Origin of the sequence: Bradyrhizobium sp. SZCCHNR1002, assembly GCF_032381435.1 — a bacterium.
GTDB lineage: Bacteria > Pseudomonadota > Alphaproteobacteria > Rhizobiales > Xanthobacteraceae > Bradyrhizobium > Bradyrhizobium aeschynomenes.
The window spans coordinates 1,460,917-1,477,525 of sequence record NZ_JAUHIS010000001.1 but is presented as its reverse complement, the minus strand read 5'-3'; the positions used below and the strand labels follow the sequence as shown (position 1 = coordinate 1,477,525).

Here is a 16,609-nt window from a genome sequence, read left to right as displayed (position 1 = left end):
CATGCCAAGCTACGAGACGAAGTCGCGACGAGCAGGACTATCCCGCCGTACGGCGCTGATGGGACTGTCGGCGGGCGTCGCCACGCTCGCGATGCCGCGGCTGGGCCGCGCCGCCGACGACACCATCCGCATCGGCTTCCCGACGCCGCTGACCGGCCCGTTCGCGGCCGAAGCGCGGGACCAGGTGAAGTGCGCGGAGCTTGCGGTCAAGCTGGTCAACGACAAGGGCGGCATCGGTGGCCGCAAGGTCGAGCTGCTGGTGCGCGACGACAAGCTCAACGCCGGAGAGGCCGCGACGCGGACGCTCGAGCTGATCGAGAAGGACAAGGTGCACGCCATCGTCGGCGCACTCTCCAGCGCGGTCCAGCTCGCCGTCAACGAGGTGACGCGCGCACGGGGCGTGATCTATGTCTCGATCAGCCAGTCCGATACCATCAACGAGGCCAAGGATTTCAGCAAATACACCTTCCACGAGGCGCTCAATCCGCACATGACCACGGCGGCGGTTGCGCGGCAGACCATCAAGAAGGGCATGAAGGTTGCGCACCTCGTCGCCGACTATGCCTATGGCCACGAGATGCTGCGCGGCTTCAAGCGTGCGCAGGCCGCGATCGGCGCCGAGAGCGTCGGGGAGATCCTGCATCCGTTCGGTGCGGCCGACTATTCGACCTTCATGCCGCGTCTGATGTCGCTGCGCCCGGACGTGCTGTGCATCAGCAATTTCGGCCGCGATCAGGCCAATGCGATCAAGCAGGCGGTCGATTTCGGCATCAAGCAGCAGATGAAGATCGTGGTTCCCGTGATCCTGCACAACCAGCGCCTCGCCGTCGGTCCGGACGTATTCGAGGGCGTCGTCGGCGGCGCCAACTACTATTGGGGTCTGGAGACACAGAACAAGACCGCGGCCGAGTTCAACAAGGCGTTCCGCGCAGCCAATGGTGGCGCGATCCCGACCGACTACGGTGCCTACGGATATTCCGGCGTCGGCTCCCTGCTGCAGGCGATGCAGGTGGCCGGCGGCACGGAGACCGACAAGGTCGTCGCGGCGCTGGAGGGTCTGCAATACGACCTGACCAAGGGGCCGCAGCATTACCGCAAATGCGACCACCAGTCGGTGCAGTCGGTGCTGGTGCTGGAATCCAAGAAGAAGGCGGCCATGGCCAGCGACAACGATCTGTTTGCCATCGTGGCCAGCGATCCCGGTGCGGACGAGATGCTGCGCAGCTGCGGCGAGCTCGGCCACGCGACCTGATCCCGGCCTCATGGACCTCTCGCTGATCATCATGCAGCTGTTTTCCGGCATCGCCCTCGGGGCGGTGCTGGTGATCACGGCGCTCGGCCTGACCATCGTGTTCGGCATGCTGGGCGTCGTCAACTTCGCCCATGGCGCGCTGTTCATGATCGGCGCCTATGCGGGTCTGTATCTGGCGTCGCTGACCGGCAGCTTCTGGTGGGGGCTGCTGCTCGCCCCCGTGCTGGTCGGCGCGTTCGGCATGCTAATCGAGTTCGTCCTTGTTCGCCGCCTGTACGGCCGCTCGATCGATGATCCCCTGCTGCTCACCTTCGGTCTCAGCTACATTTTGGTCGAGGGCGTGCGCATCGTGTTCGGCAGCGACGGCATTCCGTTTCCGACGCCGTCGCAATTGATCGGCGTCGTCGATCTCGGCGTCGGCTTCTTTCCGAAATATCGTCTGTTCGTGATTGCGCTGGTGGCGATCGTGCTGCTGCTGCTGTGGCTGATGCTGGAGAAGACGCGCGTGGGCCTGATCGTCCGCGCCGGCGCGCGTGATCCCCAGATCATGCGCGTGCTCGGCGTCGACATCGGCAGGGTGTGGCTCGCGATCTTCGGCCTCGGCGTCGGCCTCGCCGCGCTCGGCGGCGTGTTGGCCGGGCCGATGCGCAGCGTCAATCCGGAGATGGGCACGCTGGTGCTCGCGGAAGCCTTCGTCGTCACCGTGATCGGTGGACTCGGCTCGATCGTCGGCGCCGTCGTCGCCGGCCTGATGGTCGGCATCTGCATCAGCATGGTGGCGCTGTTCGCCCCTGAGATGGCGACCATCGTGATGTTCGCCCTGATGGCGGCCGTGCTGCTGGTCCGGCCGCAAGGTCTGTTCGGCCTCAAGGGGAGAGCGTGATGACGGTGCAGTCGACCGGCGAAGCACCGCCGCTTCCCCAGGCGCAGCGGCTTGTCACGGCTCTGGCCGATCACCGCGTGCTTTTGTCGCTGGTCGCGCTGGCGCTGCTGCCCTGGCTGCTGCCGTCGAAGGCGCTCGCCGTGAACGTCCTGATCTACGGCGTCGTGGTGATGGGCTACAATCTGTTGTTCGGCTACACCGGGCTGCTGTCGTTCGGCCACGCCGCCTTCTTCGGCACCGGCGCGTATCTGACCGGCATCGCCATCGGCCGCTGGGGCCTGCCGTGGTTTGCGGCCGTGCCGCTGGCGATTGCGGCGGGCACCGCGCTCGCCGCGGTGATCGGCGCGATCTCGACGCGGACCCGCGGCATCTATTTCTCGATGGTCACGCTGGCCTTGGCACAGCTCGTCTACTACGTCGCATTGCAGGCTTCGTCCTTTACTGGCGGCGAGAACGGGCTGCGCGGCTTCACCGTCGACCGCATCAATCTGCTCGGCCTGCAGCTCAACTTTCTCGATCCCGTCAATAAATACTACGTCCTGATGGCCTTCGCGGCGCTGGCGCTCTGGGTGCAGTCGCGCATTCTCAACTCGCCGTTCGGCGCCGTCATCGAGGCAATCCGTGAGAACGAGCAGCGGGCGCGCGCCTGCGGCTATGACGTCGAGCGCTGCAAGCTCATCGTGTTTATGCTGTCGGGCGCGATCTCGGCGATCGGCGGCTGCATGTCGGCGCTGCATCTGTCGATCGTGCCGCTCGATTCCCTGCATTACCAGACCTCGGGCATGATCGTGATGATGGTACTGCTCGGCGGCGCCCGCAGCTTCTTCGGCCCGTTCATCGGCGCGGCGACCTTCCTGATCCTGGAGGACGTCGTCTCGCTGTGGACGCCGCATTGGCAGATCGTGGTCGGCGCGATCTTCGTGGTGTTCGTGCTGTTCCTGCCGAAAGGCATCTGGGGCACGCTGCTGGATGTGCTGCCGTTTGCGAGGGAGCGGCGATGAGCACCACGCTGTTGCAGGCCGAGGGCATCGGCCGCCGGTTCGGCGGGTTCACCGCGCTCGAGGGCATTTCGGTGTCGTTCGCGGCCGGTGAGCTGACCTCGATCATCGGGCCGAACGGCGCCGGGAAGAGCACGTTCTTCAACATCCTCTCCGGCACGCTGTCGCCGAGCATGGGCACCTTGCGCTTCAAGGGGCGCGAGCTGAACGGGCTGCCGCAGCACCGCTTCGTGCACCAGGGCATCTCGCGGTCCTACCAGATCACCAACATCTTTCCCGATCTGTCGGTGCACGAGAACGTGCGGGTCGCAGCGCAGGCGATGCGCGTGAGCTATGACATCTGGCGCAGGCGCGCCGATCTCGTCGAGCTGAGCGAGCGCGCCGACGCGGCGCTGACAGCGGTGGGGCTGAGCGGCAAGCGCGCTGAGCAGGCGAAGTATCTCGCCCATGGCCAGCAGCGTGCGCTGGAGATTGCGATTGCGCTCGTGTCCGAGCCGGAGCTGCTGCTGCTCGACGAGCCGACGGCCGGGATGGGGCCGGAAGAGACCAAGGACATGGTGGCGCTGCTGGAGAGGCTGGCCGAGAGGCGGACGGTGCTGCTGGTCGAGCACAAGATGAAGATGGTGCTCGGCCTGAGCCAGCGCGTGCTTGTGCTGCACCACGGCCGGCTGCTCGCCGACGGCAGACCGGAGGAGATCCGCAGCAATCCCGACGTGCGCCGGGTCTATCTGGGACAGAGTGAGGGCTATGGCTGAGACCGCATTGCTCGAGCTCGATCAGGTCCAGGCCTGGTACGGCGCCAGCCACGTCCTGCACGGCATCACGCTGCGCGTGAACGAGGGCGAGGTGGTCGCGCTGGTCGGGCGCAACGGCGCCGGCAAGACTACGACGCTGCGCACCGTGATGGGACTGATGCCCAAGGCCGAGGGCCGCGTGCGTTTCGCCGGACATGATCTCCTGCCGCTGCCTGCGCATCGGCGCTTTCATCTCGGGCTCGCTTATGTGCCGGAGGAGCGGCGCATCGTGCCGGGCTTGTCGGTGCGGGAGAATCTGCGGCTCGGGCTCGTCGCGGCCAAGGCCGAGATCGACGAGCGCGCGGCGTTCGCTGAGATCGCTGAGACCTTTCCGCGCCTGCGCGAGCGGCTCGATCAGGAGGGCGTCACCTTGTCCGGCGGCGAGCAGCAGATGCTGGCGATCGCGCGCGCCCTGATCGCGCGGCCGCGCATGGTGCTGCTCGACGAGCCCTCGGAAGGCATCATGCCCGTGCTGGTCGAGGAGATGGGCGTGCTGTTCCGACGGCTGCGCGACCAGGGCAAGACCTTGCTGCTGGTCGAGCAGAACGTCGAATGGGCGCTGCGGCTCGCCGACCGTGCCGTCATCATCGACCAGGGGGAGGTCGTACACGAGAGCAGCGCGGCGGCGCTGCTCGCCGACAAGGACATCCAGGATCGTTATTGCGCGGTGTGAGGGTCCTGGCATCGTCAGGAGCCGCCGTGCTCCGGCGCCGGCAGCTGCGGCAGGCGCGCGAGGCTGATGCCGGCGGCCTGATGCTGGAACATGCGCGCGATCAGATCGGCGGCCTGCTTTGCAGCGTCCTCAGGCGCGAGCCCACCCTGGCGGACGTTGGAAATGCAGTTGCGCTCGGAATCGACGCGCCCGCGGCGTGGCATCCAGGTGAGATAGAGGCCGAGTGAGTCCGCGGCGCTGAGGCCGGGACGTTCGCCGATCAGGATGATCGAGGCGGACGCGCCGAGCAGCTCGCCGACGTGATCGGCGAGCGCGACCCGGCCTTGGGCGGCCACGGTCACCGGCGACAGCCTCCGGCCGGTCGTTGCGAGAAGCGGCATCAATGCTTCGAGCACGGGCAGGGCGTTGACCAGTACCGCGCGGCTGCTCAGTCCATCCGCCACCACCAGCGCAATGTCGACCGGCGCGCGCGGCTCCGACAGCAGCGCTTCGGACTCGGGCGAGAGCAGGCGGCCTGCATCGGGGCGCTGCAGATACGTCGCACGGTCGGCGGCGCGGCTGTGCACGGCGAGCGCGGGCCAGCCGCGCGCGGTGGCGTCATCCGCAAATTGCTCGGCATCGAACGGCTTGAGCACGGCATCGCGGGCTTCGGCATGGGCAGCCTGAAAGCCGAGATGCGCGGACGTCGGCACGCCCGGTCCGCAGCGGCCGAGCGCGATGCGCGCCTCCGTGTAGCGCGACAGCCAGGTCCAGGCGTCGACTGAATTCGTCGCGAGCTTGGTCGGGTCCGCGCCGCTCATCATTCGGCTCCCAGCAGCGGCAGCGACGGCATCAGCCGCGTCGGGTCGAAGCGCAACTCGCCTTGCGCATCGCTGATGCCGGTCGCCGCGAGCCACGCCTCGAACTCCGGCGCCGCGCGCTTGCCTAGCACTTTCCGCACGTACAGCGCATCATGGAACGAGGTGCTCTGATAGTTCAGCATGATGTCGTCGGCGCCCGGCACGCCCATGATGTAGGTGCAGCCGGCGACGCCGAGCAGCGTCAGCAGCGCGTCCATGTCGTCCTGATCGGCCTCGGCATGGTTGGTGTAGCAGACGTCGCAGCCCATCGGCAGCCCGAGCAGCTTGCCGCAGAAATGATCCTCGAGGCCCGCGCGCATGATCTGCTTGCCGTCGTAGAGATATTCGGGGCCGATGAAGCCGACGACGGTGTTGACCAGCAGCGGCCGGTAGCGCCGCGCCACCGCGTAGCAGCGTGCCTCCAGGGTCTGCTGATCGACGCCGCAATGGCCTGATGACGACAGCTCGCTGCCCTGTCCGGTCTCGAAGTACATCACATTGCCGCCCGCCGGGCAGCGTTGAAGGCTCTCCGCAGCAGCAAGGGCTTCATCGAGCAGCGACAGCGTGATGCCGAAGCCGCGATTGGCCTCCTCGGTGCCGGCGAGCGACTGGAAGACGAGATCGACCGGCGCGCGGCGCTCGATTGCCTTCAGCGCGGTCGTGACATGCGCCAGCACGCAGGACTGGATCGGCGCGTTCGCGGCCAGCCGCAGCGTCTCGATCATGTCGAGCAGGCGCAGCATGGTCTCGACGTCGTCGCTGGCGGGGTTGATGCCGATCGTGGCGTCGCCGACGCCATACATCAGCCCGTCGAGGATCGAGGCGGCGACGCCCTTGGGATCGTCCAGGGGATGATTGGGTTGGAGTCGCGTCGACATCCGGCCGGGCAGGCCGATGGTGCAGCGGAAGCGCGTGACCACCTCGCACTTCGCCGCGACCGTCACGAGATCCTGCAGCCGCATGATCTTGCAGACGGCCGCAACCATTTCCGGCGTGAGACCGGGCGACACGGTCGCGAGCATCATTGCGTCAGCCGTATCCGACAGGAGCCATTCCCGGAAGGCACCGACGGTGAGACTCGCGATCGGTGCGAACGCGGCGCCGTCATGCTGATCGACGATCAGCCGCGTGACCTCATCGCTCTCATAGGGAACGACTGCCTCGTTGAGGAAGTGCCGCAACGGCAGATCGGCAAGCGCCATGCGCGCCGCGACGCGCTCGGCCGCGTCCTGCGCGGCAAGCCCGGCGAGCGCGTCGCCGGAACGCATCGGCGTTGCTTTCGCAAGCAGCGTTCGGAGGTCGTCGAAGCGATAGGTCGTGCCGGCCAGCGTGTGTGAAAAACCCATTCGTCTCCGTCCTATGTCACGCCGTCGGTCATTATCGGCGGCACGTGTCGTCGTCACAAACCATGGGTACGCCGTCCACGCCTGCAAGCAGCGTGCGCGCGACCGAGAGCACCTGCCCAACGATGGTGCATCGATCGTAGGCAGTTGCTGATTTGCATGACATATGCGCAATCAGCGTAGACTTGGTTCCACAAATTTGCAAATAATCACTCAAATCCACAGACGATCGGACGGGATCGAGCCCGGGCCGCAGCTCATGAAGGGCATGACAATGTTGCAGTTGTTGAAAGGTCTCTCCGCAAGTCTCGCTCTGCTCATGCTCGGCGCGGTCGCGCAGGCGGGAACGGTCACGGTCTATACGGCGCTCGAAGAGGACGAGATCGCCGACTATGTGAAGGCGGCGAAGACGGCGCTGCCCGACGTCGACCTCAAGGTGCTCCGGTTGTCGACCGGCGATCTCGGCGCCCGCATCATCGCCGAGTCCGGCAATCCGCAGCATGACGTGATCTGGGGCTGGGCGGTCACCAACATGCTCGACCCGCGCATCACCGCGCTGCTCGAACCCTACGAGGCGAAGGGCACCGAGAAGCTGCCGGCCTCCGCCAAGGGCACTGATGCCAGCTGGTTCGCCGCGACCGGCTATGTCACCGCGTTCTGCGTCAATACCGAGGTGCTGAAGGCGAAGAATCTGCCGATGCCGACCTCTTGGAAGGATCTCACCAACCCCGTCTACAAGGGCGAGGTGGTGCTGCCGAACCCGGTCTCCTCCGGCACCGGCTACATGCAGATCGCCGGCATCCTGCAGTCGCAGGGCGAGGAGAAGGGCTGGCAGTTTCTCAAGGCCCTCGACGGCAACGTTGCCCAATACATCAAGTCCGGCTCGCGGCCGTGCAAGGCGGCGCGCGGCGGTGAGTTCGCCATCGGCGGCTCGCTCGCCTTCGCCGCGATCAAGTCGATCGAGGAGGGCTTTCCGATCAAGATGGTGATCCCGACCGACGGCGCGGGCTATGAGCTCGAGGCGTCCGGCTTGATGAAGGCCGCCAAGAACAAGGCTGATGCCAGACGCTTCCTCGACTGGACCTTGTCGCCGGAGGCGGCCGCGCTCTACACCAGCTACAAGGAGCTCGTGACCATCTCGGGCACGCCGCCGTCGAAGGCCGCGCAGACCGCGGGCTTCCCCGCCGATGTCGCCAAGGCGGTCTATCCGATCGACTTCGCTCGTTCCGCCAGGGAGCGCGACGGCATCCTGAAAAACTGGCAGACCAGCATCGGCCGCTGAACGGAGCCGGCCATGACGCTCGAGCTCGACCGGCTGCACAAGACGTTCGACGATTTCGTTGCGCTCGATCGCATCTCGCTCAAGGTCGAAGGCAGCGAGTTCGTCTGCCTGCTCGGGCCGAGCGGCTGCGGCAAGACCACGCTTCTCCGCATCATCGCCGGCCTGCTGACCCAGGACAGTGGGCGGTTGCTGCTCGACGGCCAGGATCTCAGCGCGGTGCCGGCGCGCGAGCGCGGCTTCGGCATCGTGTTCCAGTCCTACTCGCTGTTTCCCAACATGACCGTGGCCGAGAACATCGGCTATGGCATGCGCATCCGGAAAGTGGAGCGCGGCAGGATCGCCGCGCGCGTCGCCGAACTGCTGGAGTTGATCAAGCTGCCGCATCTGGCCGATCGGCTGCCGTATCAGCTGTCCGGCGGACAGCAGCAGCGCGTCGCGCTGGCGCGGGCGGTGGCCGTCGATCCGCGGCTGATCCTGCTCGACGAGCCCCTGTCGGCGCTCGACGCCAAGGTGCGGGCCGACCTGCGGGTCGAGATCCGCGAACTGCAGCGCCGGCTTGGCATCCCCACCATCATGGTCACGCACGACCAGGAGGAGGCGATGGTGCTGTCCGACCGGATCGTCTGCATGAACGCCGGCCGCATCGAGCAGGTCGGGAAGCCCGAGGCGCTCTATCTCAGGCCGGCGACGAAGTTCGTCGCCGACTTCATGGGCAGCAGCAACCTGCTGCCGACCGACTGGGTGCGCGACGCCATGCCGGCGCTGCTCGCCTCGCGTCCCGACGGCGCCGATGCGGATTTCCTTGCCTGCCTGCGTCCCGAGCATGTGCGGCTTCAACCTCTCGCGTCGGGTGAGGCGAAGGTGGTCGACGTCACCTTCCTCGGCAACATCAGCCGCACCCGCGTCGCCTGGAAGGGGCGCGAGCTGATGGTGCAGACCGGCCCGATCGACGGCGTTGCGCCTGGAGCCGCGGTGGCCGTTTCCGCCGATGCCGCCGGCTGCGGCTGGGTGCGCGCGTGAGCATCGCCGCCGTCGAGGTCGCAGAGCGCGCCGGCTTTCGCCTGCGGCGGGCCGGCCATGATCGGGTGCTGATCGCGGCGGCGATTGCGCTGCCATGCCTCGCGCTGCTCATCTTCTTCGTCTTCCCGCTGGCGATGATGCTGTGGCGCAGCCTGGTCGCCGAGGACGGCAGCATCGGCTTTGCCAACTACATCGCGCTCGCGCGCACGCCCGGAATCATTAGGGCGACGCTCAACAGCCTGACGCTCGGGCTCGCCACGACGGCGGTCTGCCTCGTCCTCGGCTTCGTGCTCGCCTATACGATGACACGAACCCGCGTGCCCGGATCGCGCATCATCTCCGCGGTGCTGGCGCTGCCGATGCTGGCGCCGTCGCTGGTGCTCGGCCTCGGGCTGATCTTCCTGCTCGGGCGCAACGGCCTGATCAGCGGCATGCTGGGCAAGCGCATCGACATCTATGGCTTCCCGGGGCTCCTGATCGCCGACGTGCTCTACGCGCTGCCGCAGGCGGTGCTGATCCTGAAAGCCGCGCTCGCCCATGCCGACGCACGCTATTACGACGCCGCCGAGGTGATGGGCGCGGGGCGCTGGCGCCAGTTCTTCGACATTACCCTTCCGAACGTGAAGTTCGGCCTGCTCAGTGCCGGCTTCGTCGTGTTCACCGTCACCATCACCGATTTCGGCAATGCTGCCGTGATCGGCGGCGACTATGCGGTGCTGGCGACCGAGATCTACAACCAGGTCACCGGGCAGATGAAGTTCGGCATCGGCGCCGTGGTGGGCCTCTTGCTGCTCGCGCCCACGGGGCTCGCCGTCTACATCGAGCGCGTGGCTGCGCAGCGTCAGTTCGGCGGCGGATCCGAGGGGGCTGTGCCGCCACAGCCGAGCTTCGTCCCCGCGCGCGACGTGCCGCTGGCGGTCGTCACCCTCCTTGCCACGCTCTCCGTGCTCGCCGTCATCGGCGTCGTCGTCTATGCGAGCTTCATGCGGCTGTGGCCGTACCGGCTGAGCTTCACGCTCAAGCATTACGATATCACGCTGAGCGGCGGCTATGCGCCGCTTTGGACGTCGCTGCTGGTCTCGGCGGTCGCCGCGGGCCTCGGTACCTTGCTGCTGTTCGCGCTGGTCTATGGCATTCGTCGGCTGCCGTCCTGGCCTGCCAAGCTCGTCTATCTCGTCGCGGTCATGCCGGTCGGCGTGCCCGGCCTCGTGCTCGGCCTGTCCTACATCTTCGCCTTCAACATCGCCGGATCGCCGCTGTCCGTCCTCTACGGCTCCACCTTGCTGCTCGCGCTGTGCAACTTCTATCACTACCACACCCAGGGTTTTCTCACGATGGTGACCGGCATGCGCGCCGTGCCGCCGGCACTGGAGGAGGCCGCGACGTGCCTCGGCAGCGGAGCAGGGCAGGTGCTCGCCAATGTCATCATTCCCGTGATGTCGCCCACGCTGATCTCCGGGTTCTTCTTCCTGTTCATGCGCTCGATGGTGACGTTGTCGGCCGTCATCTTCCTGGTGACGCCGTCGCTCGGCCTCGCCGCCGTCTCGGTGATGCGGCTCGACGAGGCCGGCTTCGTGTCGCAGGCCGCGGCGTTCTCGACCTGCATCATGGCGGTGGTCTGTGCGGCGGCGCTGGTGATGCAGCTGGCGTTGAAATGGCTGGCCGCGCGCGGCGGGCGCCGATGATGCTGCAGGAGGATCGCCACCAGCGCATCCGCGCGCTGCTCGCCACCGTCGGCCGCGCCACAACGGACCGTATCGCCACCGATCTCGGCGTCTCCCGCGAGACCGTGCGACGCGACGTGCTGGCGCTCGAGGCCCGCGGCGAGCTGCGCCGCGTCCATGGCGGCGTCGCTGCGATCGCGCCGGAGGCCGAGCCGCCGATCACCGTCCGTGCGCGCGTGCGTCTGGCCGAGAAGACGCGCATCGCGCAGGCTGCGGCGCGCATGGTCAGCCCCGGCCAGACGCTGTTCCTCGACGTCGGCTCGACCGTCTCGATCCTCGCCCGCGAGCTCGCGACGTTGTCGGGGCTCACCATCGTCACCAACTCGTTCGAGGTCGCGACCATCATCGGCGGCTCCCAGGGCGAGCGCGGCAACCGCGTCATCGTGCTCGGCGGCGAGCTCGGCAGCACCCTGCCGGCGACGTTCGGCTCGACCACGGTCGCCGAGATCCAGCGCTGGCAGGCCGACGTCGCGCTGCTGTCGCCGGTCGGCATCGATCATCGCTATGGGGCGACCAGCTTCGACATCGAGGAAGCCAATGTCGCGCGCGCGATGGCAGCGGCCGCCAGGCGCGTGCTGATCCTCGCCGACCACAGCAAGATCGGCCAGACCAGCCGCGTCGCGTATCGCGCGCCGGACGGCATCGACAGCCTGATCACCGACGCGCGCGCCGCCGATGCGCCTGCGCTCGGCGCGCTGCGCGGCGTCGTCGGCGAGGTCGTGATCGCCTGAGCTCGACGACGTCCGGCATGTTGCGCTTGGCGGCAACGGCGCTAAGGTCGCGCGCCACGCAACGCAATTCGAGGGAACATCGCCATGGCGCGCATTCGCTGCATTACCGAGATGGGCATGGGCGTCGACGTCCATGGCCGCGACGCCACCAAGGCGGCGAAGCGCGCGGTGTCGGATGCGATCCGCCATTCCAGCCTCGGCTTCTTCCGCATGGTCGGCAAGACGCCGCAGGACATGCTGGTCGACGTCACCGTCGCGGTTCCCAATCCGGAGGCCGTCGACACGGAAGCGGTCGCCAAGGAGTTGCCCTATGGCACGGTGACGGTCACCGCCGTGAAGGGCGGGCTGGAGATTCCCGCCGAGGCCGGCAGCGATGCCATCATCATCGCCAATGCCGCGGTGCTGGTGCATCTCGACGACGGCAAATGAGCGCGCGCATCAAGTGAGTGCGCGCATCATGGGCGTGTCGTTCTGATGTGAATGTCAAACAGCGGAGCATGTCGTGGCGATCCCGCGATGCCAAGCGCACCCGGGTGATGTCCGAACGATGTCCCCCTGTCAAACAGAGGGCGCAGGGAAGACCGGGTATCCGCTGATACCCGCGGCCCCCGTGCGTGAAGAAGTGCACGGGGCAGGAACCACAGGCTCAGCCGGACATTCCGGCCTTCCCTGCGCAACGGTTTTCCGGCTTATACGTGCTCTCCCCGGGGATCGGCTGTCTTGCCCCCGTCACCGGCGGATCATCAACACCACCGGCTTGGCATCAGCACCGCGATGCCAGGACCACACGATTTCGCCGGCGCATCCCACCGTTCGTCCGCATGGCAAGCCATGCTGCGGCAGAACGCGCCCGTCGCATCACCGCCTCCACGTTCGTGACGATCGCGAAGCGCCCCTCATGGCGAGGCGGGACGGACGGAGTGTTTCACAGATTCCGAAAAAACGAAAGCGAAATCTTTTTCGCGGCGGGACTGGACAGGGCTGATATCGTTGAGGTCGCGGAAGAAAAGAGATTCCCGGCGCAAGCCGGCTGGCCCCGAAGCTTTGGACAGTGAACCATCGATGGATTGACGGCGGCGGTAAAAAGCCGGAAACACGCATCGGACGCATTCATCGATTTATTCGCTCGACACGTGATTGCAGGGATGGGGACGGGACATTGACCAGCTTCTACGAGCGGCCGATTCTCAATTCGCCCTATGCTGCGCCGCAGTTGCACCATCCGATGGACGATCACGGCCAGCCGCTGGACGGTCCGCCGCGACCGGGGCGGAGGCCGTCGCGGTTCATCGTTCCCGTGCCCGCGGCGCGGAAGAAGCAGGCTAGCGCGCAGGCGTCGCTGGAGCTGGAGACCTACAGCGAGAACGCGCTGATCAACGAGATCCGCGGCCACGTCGATTCGTGGCGCGGCTTGCGCAATCCCGCCGATTGGGGCGTGACATCGGCGACGCAGCGGTTGCTGGAGCATTGGCGGCACCATCGCTTCGTCGGCCCGCGGCCGTTCTTCTGTCAGATCGAGGCGGTCGAGACCATCATCTGGTTCACCGAGGTCGCGCCGAAGCGCGCCGCGACGAAGAAATTCCTGGATGAGCTCCGCAAGGCCAATGACGAGGCCAATCCGGAGCTGTTCCGGCTGGCGCTGAAGATGGCGACGGGCACCGGCAAGACCACGGTCATGGCAATGCTGATCGCCTGGCAGACCGTCAATGCCGTGCGCAAGGATTCAAAAGACTTTTCCCGCGCCTTCCTGATCGTCACGCCCGGCATCACCATCCGCGACCGGCTGCGCGTGCTCATGCCGAGCGAGCCCGACAACTACTACGAGACGCGCGAGATCGTCCCGCCGGAGATGCTGCCGGACATTCGCCGCGCCGAGATCGTGATCACGAACTACCACGCCTTCCAGCATCGCGAGACGCTGTCGCTCAGCAAGGTGGCGCGCAGCTTCCTCACCGGCAACGCGCCGGAGCCGATCAAGACGACGCAAACCGACGCGGAGATGTTGCAGCAGGCCTGTGGGAAGTTGCTCAACTTCGAGCGCGTCAATGTCATCAACGACGAGGCGCATCATTGCTACCGGCACAAGCAGGACGGTGACGAGGAGGGCGCCCTCACCGGCGAGGACAAGAAGGAGGCGGCCGAGAACGAGGAGGCGGCACGTCTCTGGATCAGCGGCATCGAGGCGCTGAACCGCCGGCTCGGCAAGGGCGTCCGCGCGGTCTATGATCTCTCGGCGACGCCGTTCTTCCTGCGCGGCTCGGGCTATCGCGAGGGCGTCCTCTTTCCCTGGGTGGTCTCCGATTTCAGCCTGATGGATGCGATCGAGAGCGGCATCGTCAAGCTGCCCCGCGTCCCGGTCACCGACAATCTGGTGCAGACCGATGCGGTGGTCTATCGCGATATCTGGAAGCACGTCGGCAAGGACCTGCCGAAGACGGCCGCCAGCGCCAATAAGCTCACCCCGTTCGACCTTCCGGACATGATGAAGACAGCGCTGTATGCGCTGTACAGTCATTACGTGGGAGAGTTCGAGCGCTGGGAGGCTGCTGGAATCGGAGTTCCTCCAGTCTTCATCGTGGTTTGCCAGAACACGGCGATCTCGAAGCTGGTGTTTGAATATGTCGCCGGGTTCGAGCGGGACCCAGGGGATAGCGAGCGATCGGCTTTTCAGCCCGGAGAACTGAAGCTCTTCAGCAACTACGACGATCTGGGAGCTCGTCTACCGCGGCCTCGCACTCTGCTGATTGACTCGCGTCAGCTCGAATCCGGCGAGGCGCTCGATAAGGGCTTTCGGGAGGCGGCCGGCCCTGAGATCGAGCAGTTCAAGCGCGAGCGCGCAGGTCGCGAGGGCGCCGGCGGGAATGGCGAGGTCAGCGACAGCGAGATCCTGCGTGAGGTCATGAATACGGTCGGCCGCAAGGACCGACTCGGCGAGCAGATCCGCTGTGTGGTCTCGGTGTCGATGCTGACCGAGGGCTGGGACACCAACACGGTGACGCACATCTTCGGCATTCGCGCCTTTGGCACGCAGCTCCTGTGCGAGCAGGTGGTGGGCCGCGGCCTGCGCCGGCAATCCTACGAGCTCAATCCCAAGACCGGCCTATTCGATGTCGAATATGCCGACATCATGGGCATTCCGTTCGACTTCGCGTCCTCGCCCCAGGTGACCAAGCCGACGGCGCCGAAGCCGGTGACGCGGGTCCATGCGATCAAGGAGCGCTCCAGTCTGGAGATCGTCTTCCCTCGCGTGAGCGGCTACCGCCGGGATCTGCCGTCCGAGAAGCTCCAAGCGGAGTTCACGGCCGACAGCCGGTTGGAGATCACACCGCAGGACATCGGCCCGACCAAAGTCGTGATGGAAGGCATCGTCGGGGCAGGGGTCACCATCGAGCCTGAAGAATTGAAGGGGCTGCGGCCTTCGGAAATCAGCTTCAATCTGGCCAAGCATCTGCTCTACACGCATTTTCGCGACGATGACGGCTTTCCCAAGCAGCACCTGTTTCCCCAAATCCAGCGCATTGCGCGGCGTTGGATCGACGAGGGCTATCTGGTTACGCGAGGCGTGCCGATCGGCGCTATCCTCTATCGGAATCAGCTCGCGCGCGCCGCGGAGAAGATCAACATCGCCTGCACCCGCGGCAGCGCCGGGCAGCTGCTGGCGGTGCTCGATCCTTATAACCCGAAGGGCTCGACACGCTTCGTCAATTTCATCACCTCCAAGCCGGTGTGGAAGACCGGCGCACAGCCGCCGAAATGCCAGATCAGCCACGTCGTGCTCGACAGCGACTGGGAGGAGCAGCTCGCGCTGACCCTGGAGGGCCACTCGCGCGTGCTCGCCTATGCCAAGAACCAGGCGCTCGGCTTCGACATCCCCTATCTCGATGCCGGCGTGATGCGCCGCTACATCCCGGACTTCATCGTCCGGCTCGACATCGGCGCCGAGGAGCCGCTGAACCTCGTGCTCGAAGTGAAGGGCGTCCGCGACGAGAGCGACAAGGCAAAGGCGCAGACTGCGCGCGACCTCTGGGCCCCGGGCGTCAACGCCCTCGGCGGCTTCGGCCGCTGGGCGTTCGCGGAGTTTCGCGACTGGGCGACGATGGGCGAGGATTTTGCGAGGCTGGTCGAGCGTTTTGTAGGAGGCGCGAATGGCTGACTGGAAACCTTACGCTGCCACGGACGAGAACTTGATCGCACACGGTCTGGCCCCGGCAATGCGCTGGCTGGTTGCAGTAGCGCTCGACGGGACGGACATGACCTATGGCAGGCTGAGGAAGCGGCTGGAGAATGAAGTCGGATTCTCGCCTATATTTACAACTCGGACAGGAATCGTTGCCGGCGAACTTATGAACGCGATACAAGCGGTCGAGCCTGATGCTCCTCTCATCAACGTTCTGGTCGTCAACAAGAACGATCACCAGCCAAGCGACGGAGCTGGCTGGTATATGGGCGAACGATTCAGCGAACCGCTTCTCAAACAGAAGCACGCCAAGGAGAAGTATCCCATCCTGTGGGAGAAGACTTTCAAGCGGGCTGTGGCAGAAGTCTACAGATATGAAGATGCGCAATGGGCAGATTTGTACGAGCGAGTGTTCAGCAAACGGTTGGATATTAAGCAGATCCGGCGTGAACGGGAACAGCGCCACAAAGGAACGGAAAACGACGGTATCCCCAGCGGTCGCAGATATGGCCCGGGAGGAGAGGGGCCGCTTCACGAGGCGCTACGCCTATGGGTGAAGGACAACCCCGCGGAAATACGGAAATACTTCAAAGACGCTTCCACAGAGACCGAGGTAGACCTCGATTCTGGCGACCGAGTAGACGTTGTCTATAAAGTTAAGGACCGCATCGTCGTCCTAGAGGTCAAGTCTAGAATATCTGATGAGCTCGACTTAAGGCGTGGCGTTTTCCAGTGCGTCAAATATAGAGCTGTTCGTCGAGCGATGGATGTACGAGACGACGCCATCGTCGAGGCTTATCTCGTTACTGAGAACCCGCTCCCCAACGAGATCGCGGCTCTGGTCAAACGGCACGACATTCACCATATCCAAGTCCCGCAAGATCGAAATTGAC

14 protein-coding genes are annotated in these 16,609 nt (G+C 65.7%); 12 read left to right on the top strand and 2 right to left on the bottom strand.

The window, feature by feature from the left end; all coding sequences use genetic code 11:
• Position 1 precedes the first annotated feature (1 nt).
• From QX108_RS06655 to QX108_RS06635, 5 genes are read left to right on the top strand one after another with little or no spacing between them, the layout of a single operon-like run.
• Positions 2-1,252: an ABC transporter substrate-binding protein gene (locus tag QX108_RS06655; protein ID WP_315780310.1), complete on the top strand. Its 1,251-nt coding sequence runs from the start codon at positions 2-4 to the stop codon at positions 1,250-1,252.
• 10 nt (positions 1,253-1,262) lie between these two features.
• Positions 1,263-2,135, top strand: a complete 873-nt coding sequence (locus QX108_RS06650) for a branched-chain amino acid ABC transporter permease (protein WP_315720636.1) — start codon at positions 1,263-1,265, stop codon at positions 2,133-2,135.
• Entirely contained in the window at positions 2,135-3,136 is a 1,002-nt protein-coding gene (locus tag QX108_RS06645) for a branched-chain amino acid ABC transporter permease (RefSeq protein WP_315780312.1), read from the top strand. Before QX108_RS06650 ends, QX108_RS06645 begins: the two co-directional genes overlap by 1 nt.
• Positions 3,133-3,888 carry an ABC transporter ATP-binding protein gene (locus tag QX108_RS06640; RefSeq protein WP_315780314.1) on the top strand — a complete coding sequence of 252 codons (756 nt, stop codon included), beginning with the start codon at positions 3,133-3,135 and terminating at the stop codon, positions 3,886-3,888. Before QX108_RS06645 ends, QX108_RS06640 begins: the two co-directional genes overlap by 4 nt.
• Positions 3,881-4,600, top strand: coding sequence for an ABC transporter ATP-binding protein (locus QX108_RS06635; protein ID WP_315720633.1), 720 nt, complete (start codon positions 3,881-3,883; stop codon positions 4,598-4,600). The genes QX108_RS06640 and QX108_RS06635 overlap by 8 nt, the downstream gene beginning before the upstream one ends.
• Positions 4,601-4,614: 14 nt before the next feature.
• Here the strand turns inward: QX108_RS06635 and eutC are convergent, their stop codons facing one another.
• Positions 4,615-5,403 (bottom strand): ethanolamine ammonia-lyase subunit EutC, encoded by a 789-nt coding sequence (gene eutC, locus QX108_RS06630; protein WP_315780316.1) that lies wholly within the window; start codon positions 5,401-5,403, stop codon positions 4,615-4,617.
• Entirely contained in the window at positions 5,400-6,785 is a 1,386-nt protein-coding gene (locus QX108_RS06625) for an ethanolamine ammonia-lyase subunit EutB (RefSeq protein ID WP_315720631.1), read from the bottom strand. Before QX108_RS06625 ends, eutC begins: the two co-directional genes overlap by 4 nt.
• 271 nt (positions 6,786-7,056) lie before the next feature.
• On the opposite strand from QX108_RS06625, the gene QX108_RS06620 reads away from it, so the two are divergent.
• The 7 genes from QX108_RS06620 (at position 7,057) to QX108_RS06590 (ending at position 16,608) form a co-directional block, all read left to right on the top strand.
• A complete protein-coding gene (locus tag QX108_RS06620; RefSeq protein ID WP_315780318.1) occupies positions 7,057-8,064 on the top strand; it encodes an ABC transporter substrate-binding protein in 1,008 nt (335 codons plus the stop codon).
• A 12-nt stretch (positions 8,065-8,076) separates the two neighbouring features.
• Positions 8,077-9,084 carry an ABC transporter ATP-binding protein gene (locus tag QX108_RS06615; protein ID WP_315780319.1) on the top strand — a complete coding sequence of 336 codons (1,008 nt, stop codon included), beginning with the start codon at positions 8,077-8,079 and terminating at the stop codon, positions 9,082-9,084.
• Positions 9,081-10,769: an ABC transporter permease subunit gene (locus QX108_RS06610; protein ID WP_315780320.1), complete on the top strand. Its 1,689-nt coding sequence runs from the start codon at positions 9,081-9,083 to the stop codon at positions 10,767-10,769. The genes QX108_RS06615 and QX108_RS06610 overlap by 4 nt, the downstream gene beginning before the upstream one ends.
• Positions 10,739-11,539: a DeoR/GlpR family DNA-binding transcription regulator gene (locus QX108_RS06605; protein WP_315780321.1), complete on the top strand. Its 801-nt coding sequence runs from the start codon at positions 10,739-10,741 to the stop codon at positions 11,537-11,539. Before QX108_RS06610 ends, QX108_RS06605 begins: the two co-directional genes overlap by 31 nt.
• Before the next feature lie 84 nt (positions 11,540-11,623).
• A complete protein-coding gene (locus QX108_RS06600; RefSeq protein WP_172183789.1) occupies positions 11,624-11,968 on the top strand; it encodes a Lin0512 family protein in 345 nt (114 codons plus the stop codon).
• Between the two features lie 730 nt (positions 11,969-12,698).
• Positions 12,699-15,692, top strand: a complete 2,994-nt coding sequence (locus QX108_RS06595) for a BPTD_3080 family restriction endonuclease (RefSeq protein ID WP_315780322.1) — start codon at positions 12,699-12,701, stop codon at positions 15,690-15,692.
• Complete coding sequence (locus QX108_RS06590) at positions 15,685-16,608, top strand: hypothetical protein (protein WP_315780323.1); 924 nt, start codon at positions 15,685-15,687, stop codon at positions 16,606-16,608. The genes QX108_RS06595 and QX108_RS06590 overlap by 8 nt, the downstream gene beginning before the upstream one ends.
• The last annotated feature ends 1 nt before the right edge of the window (position 16,609 follow it).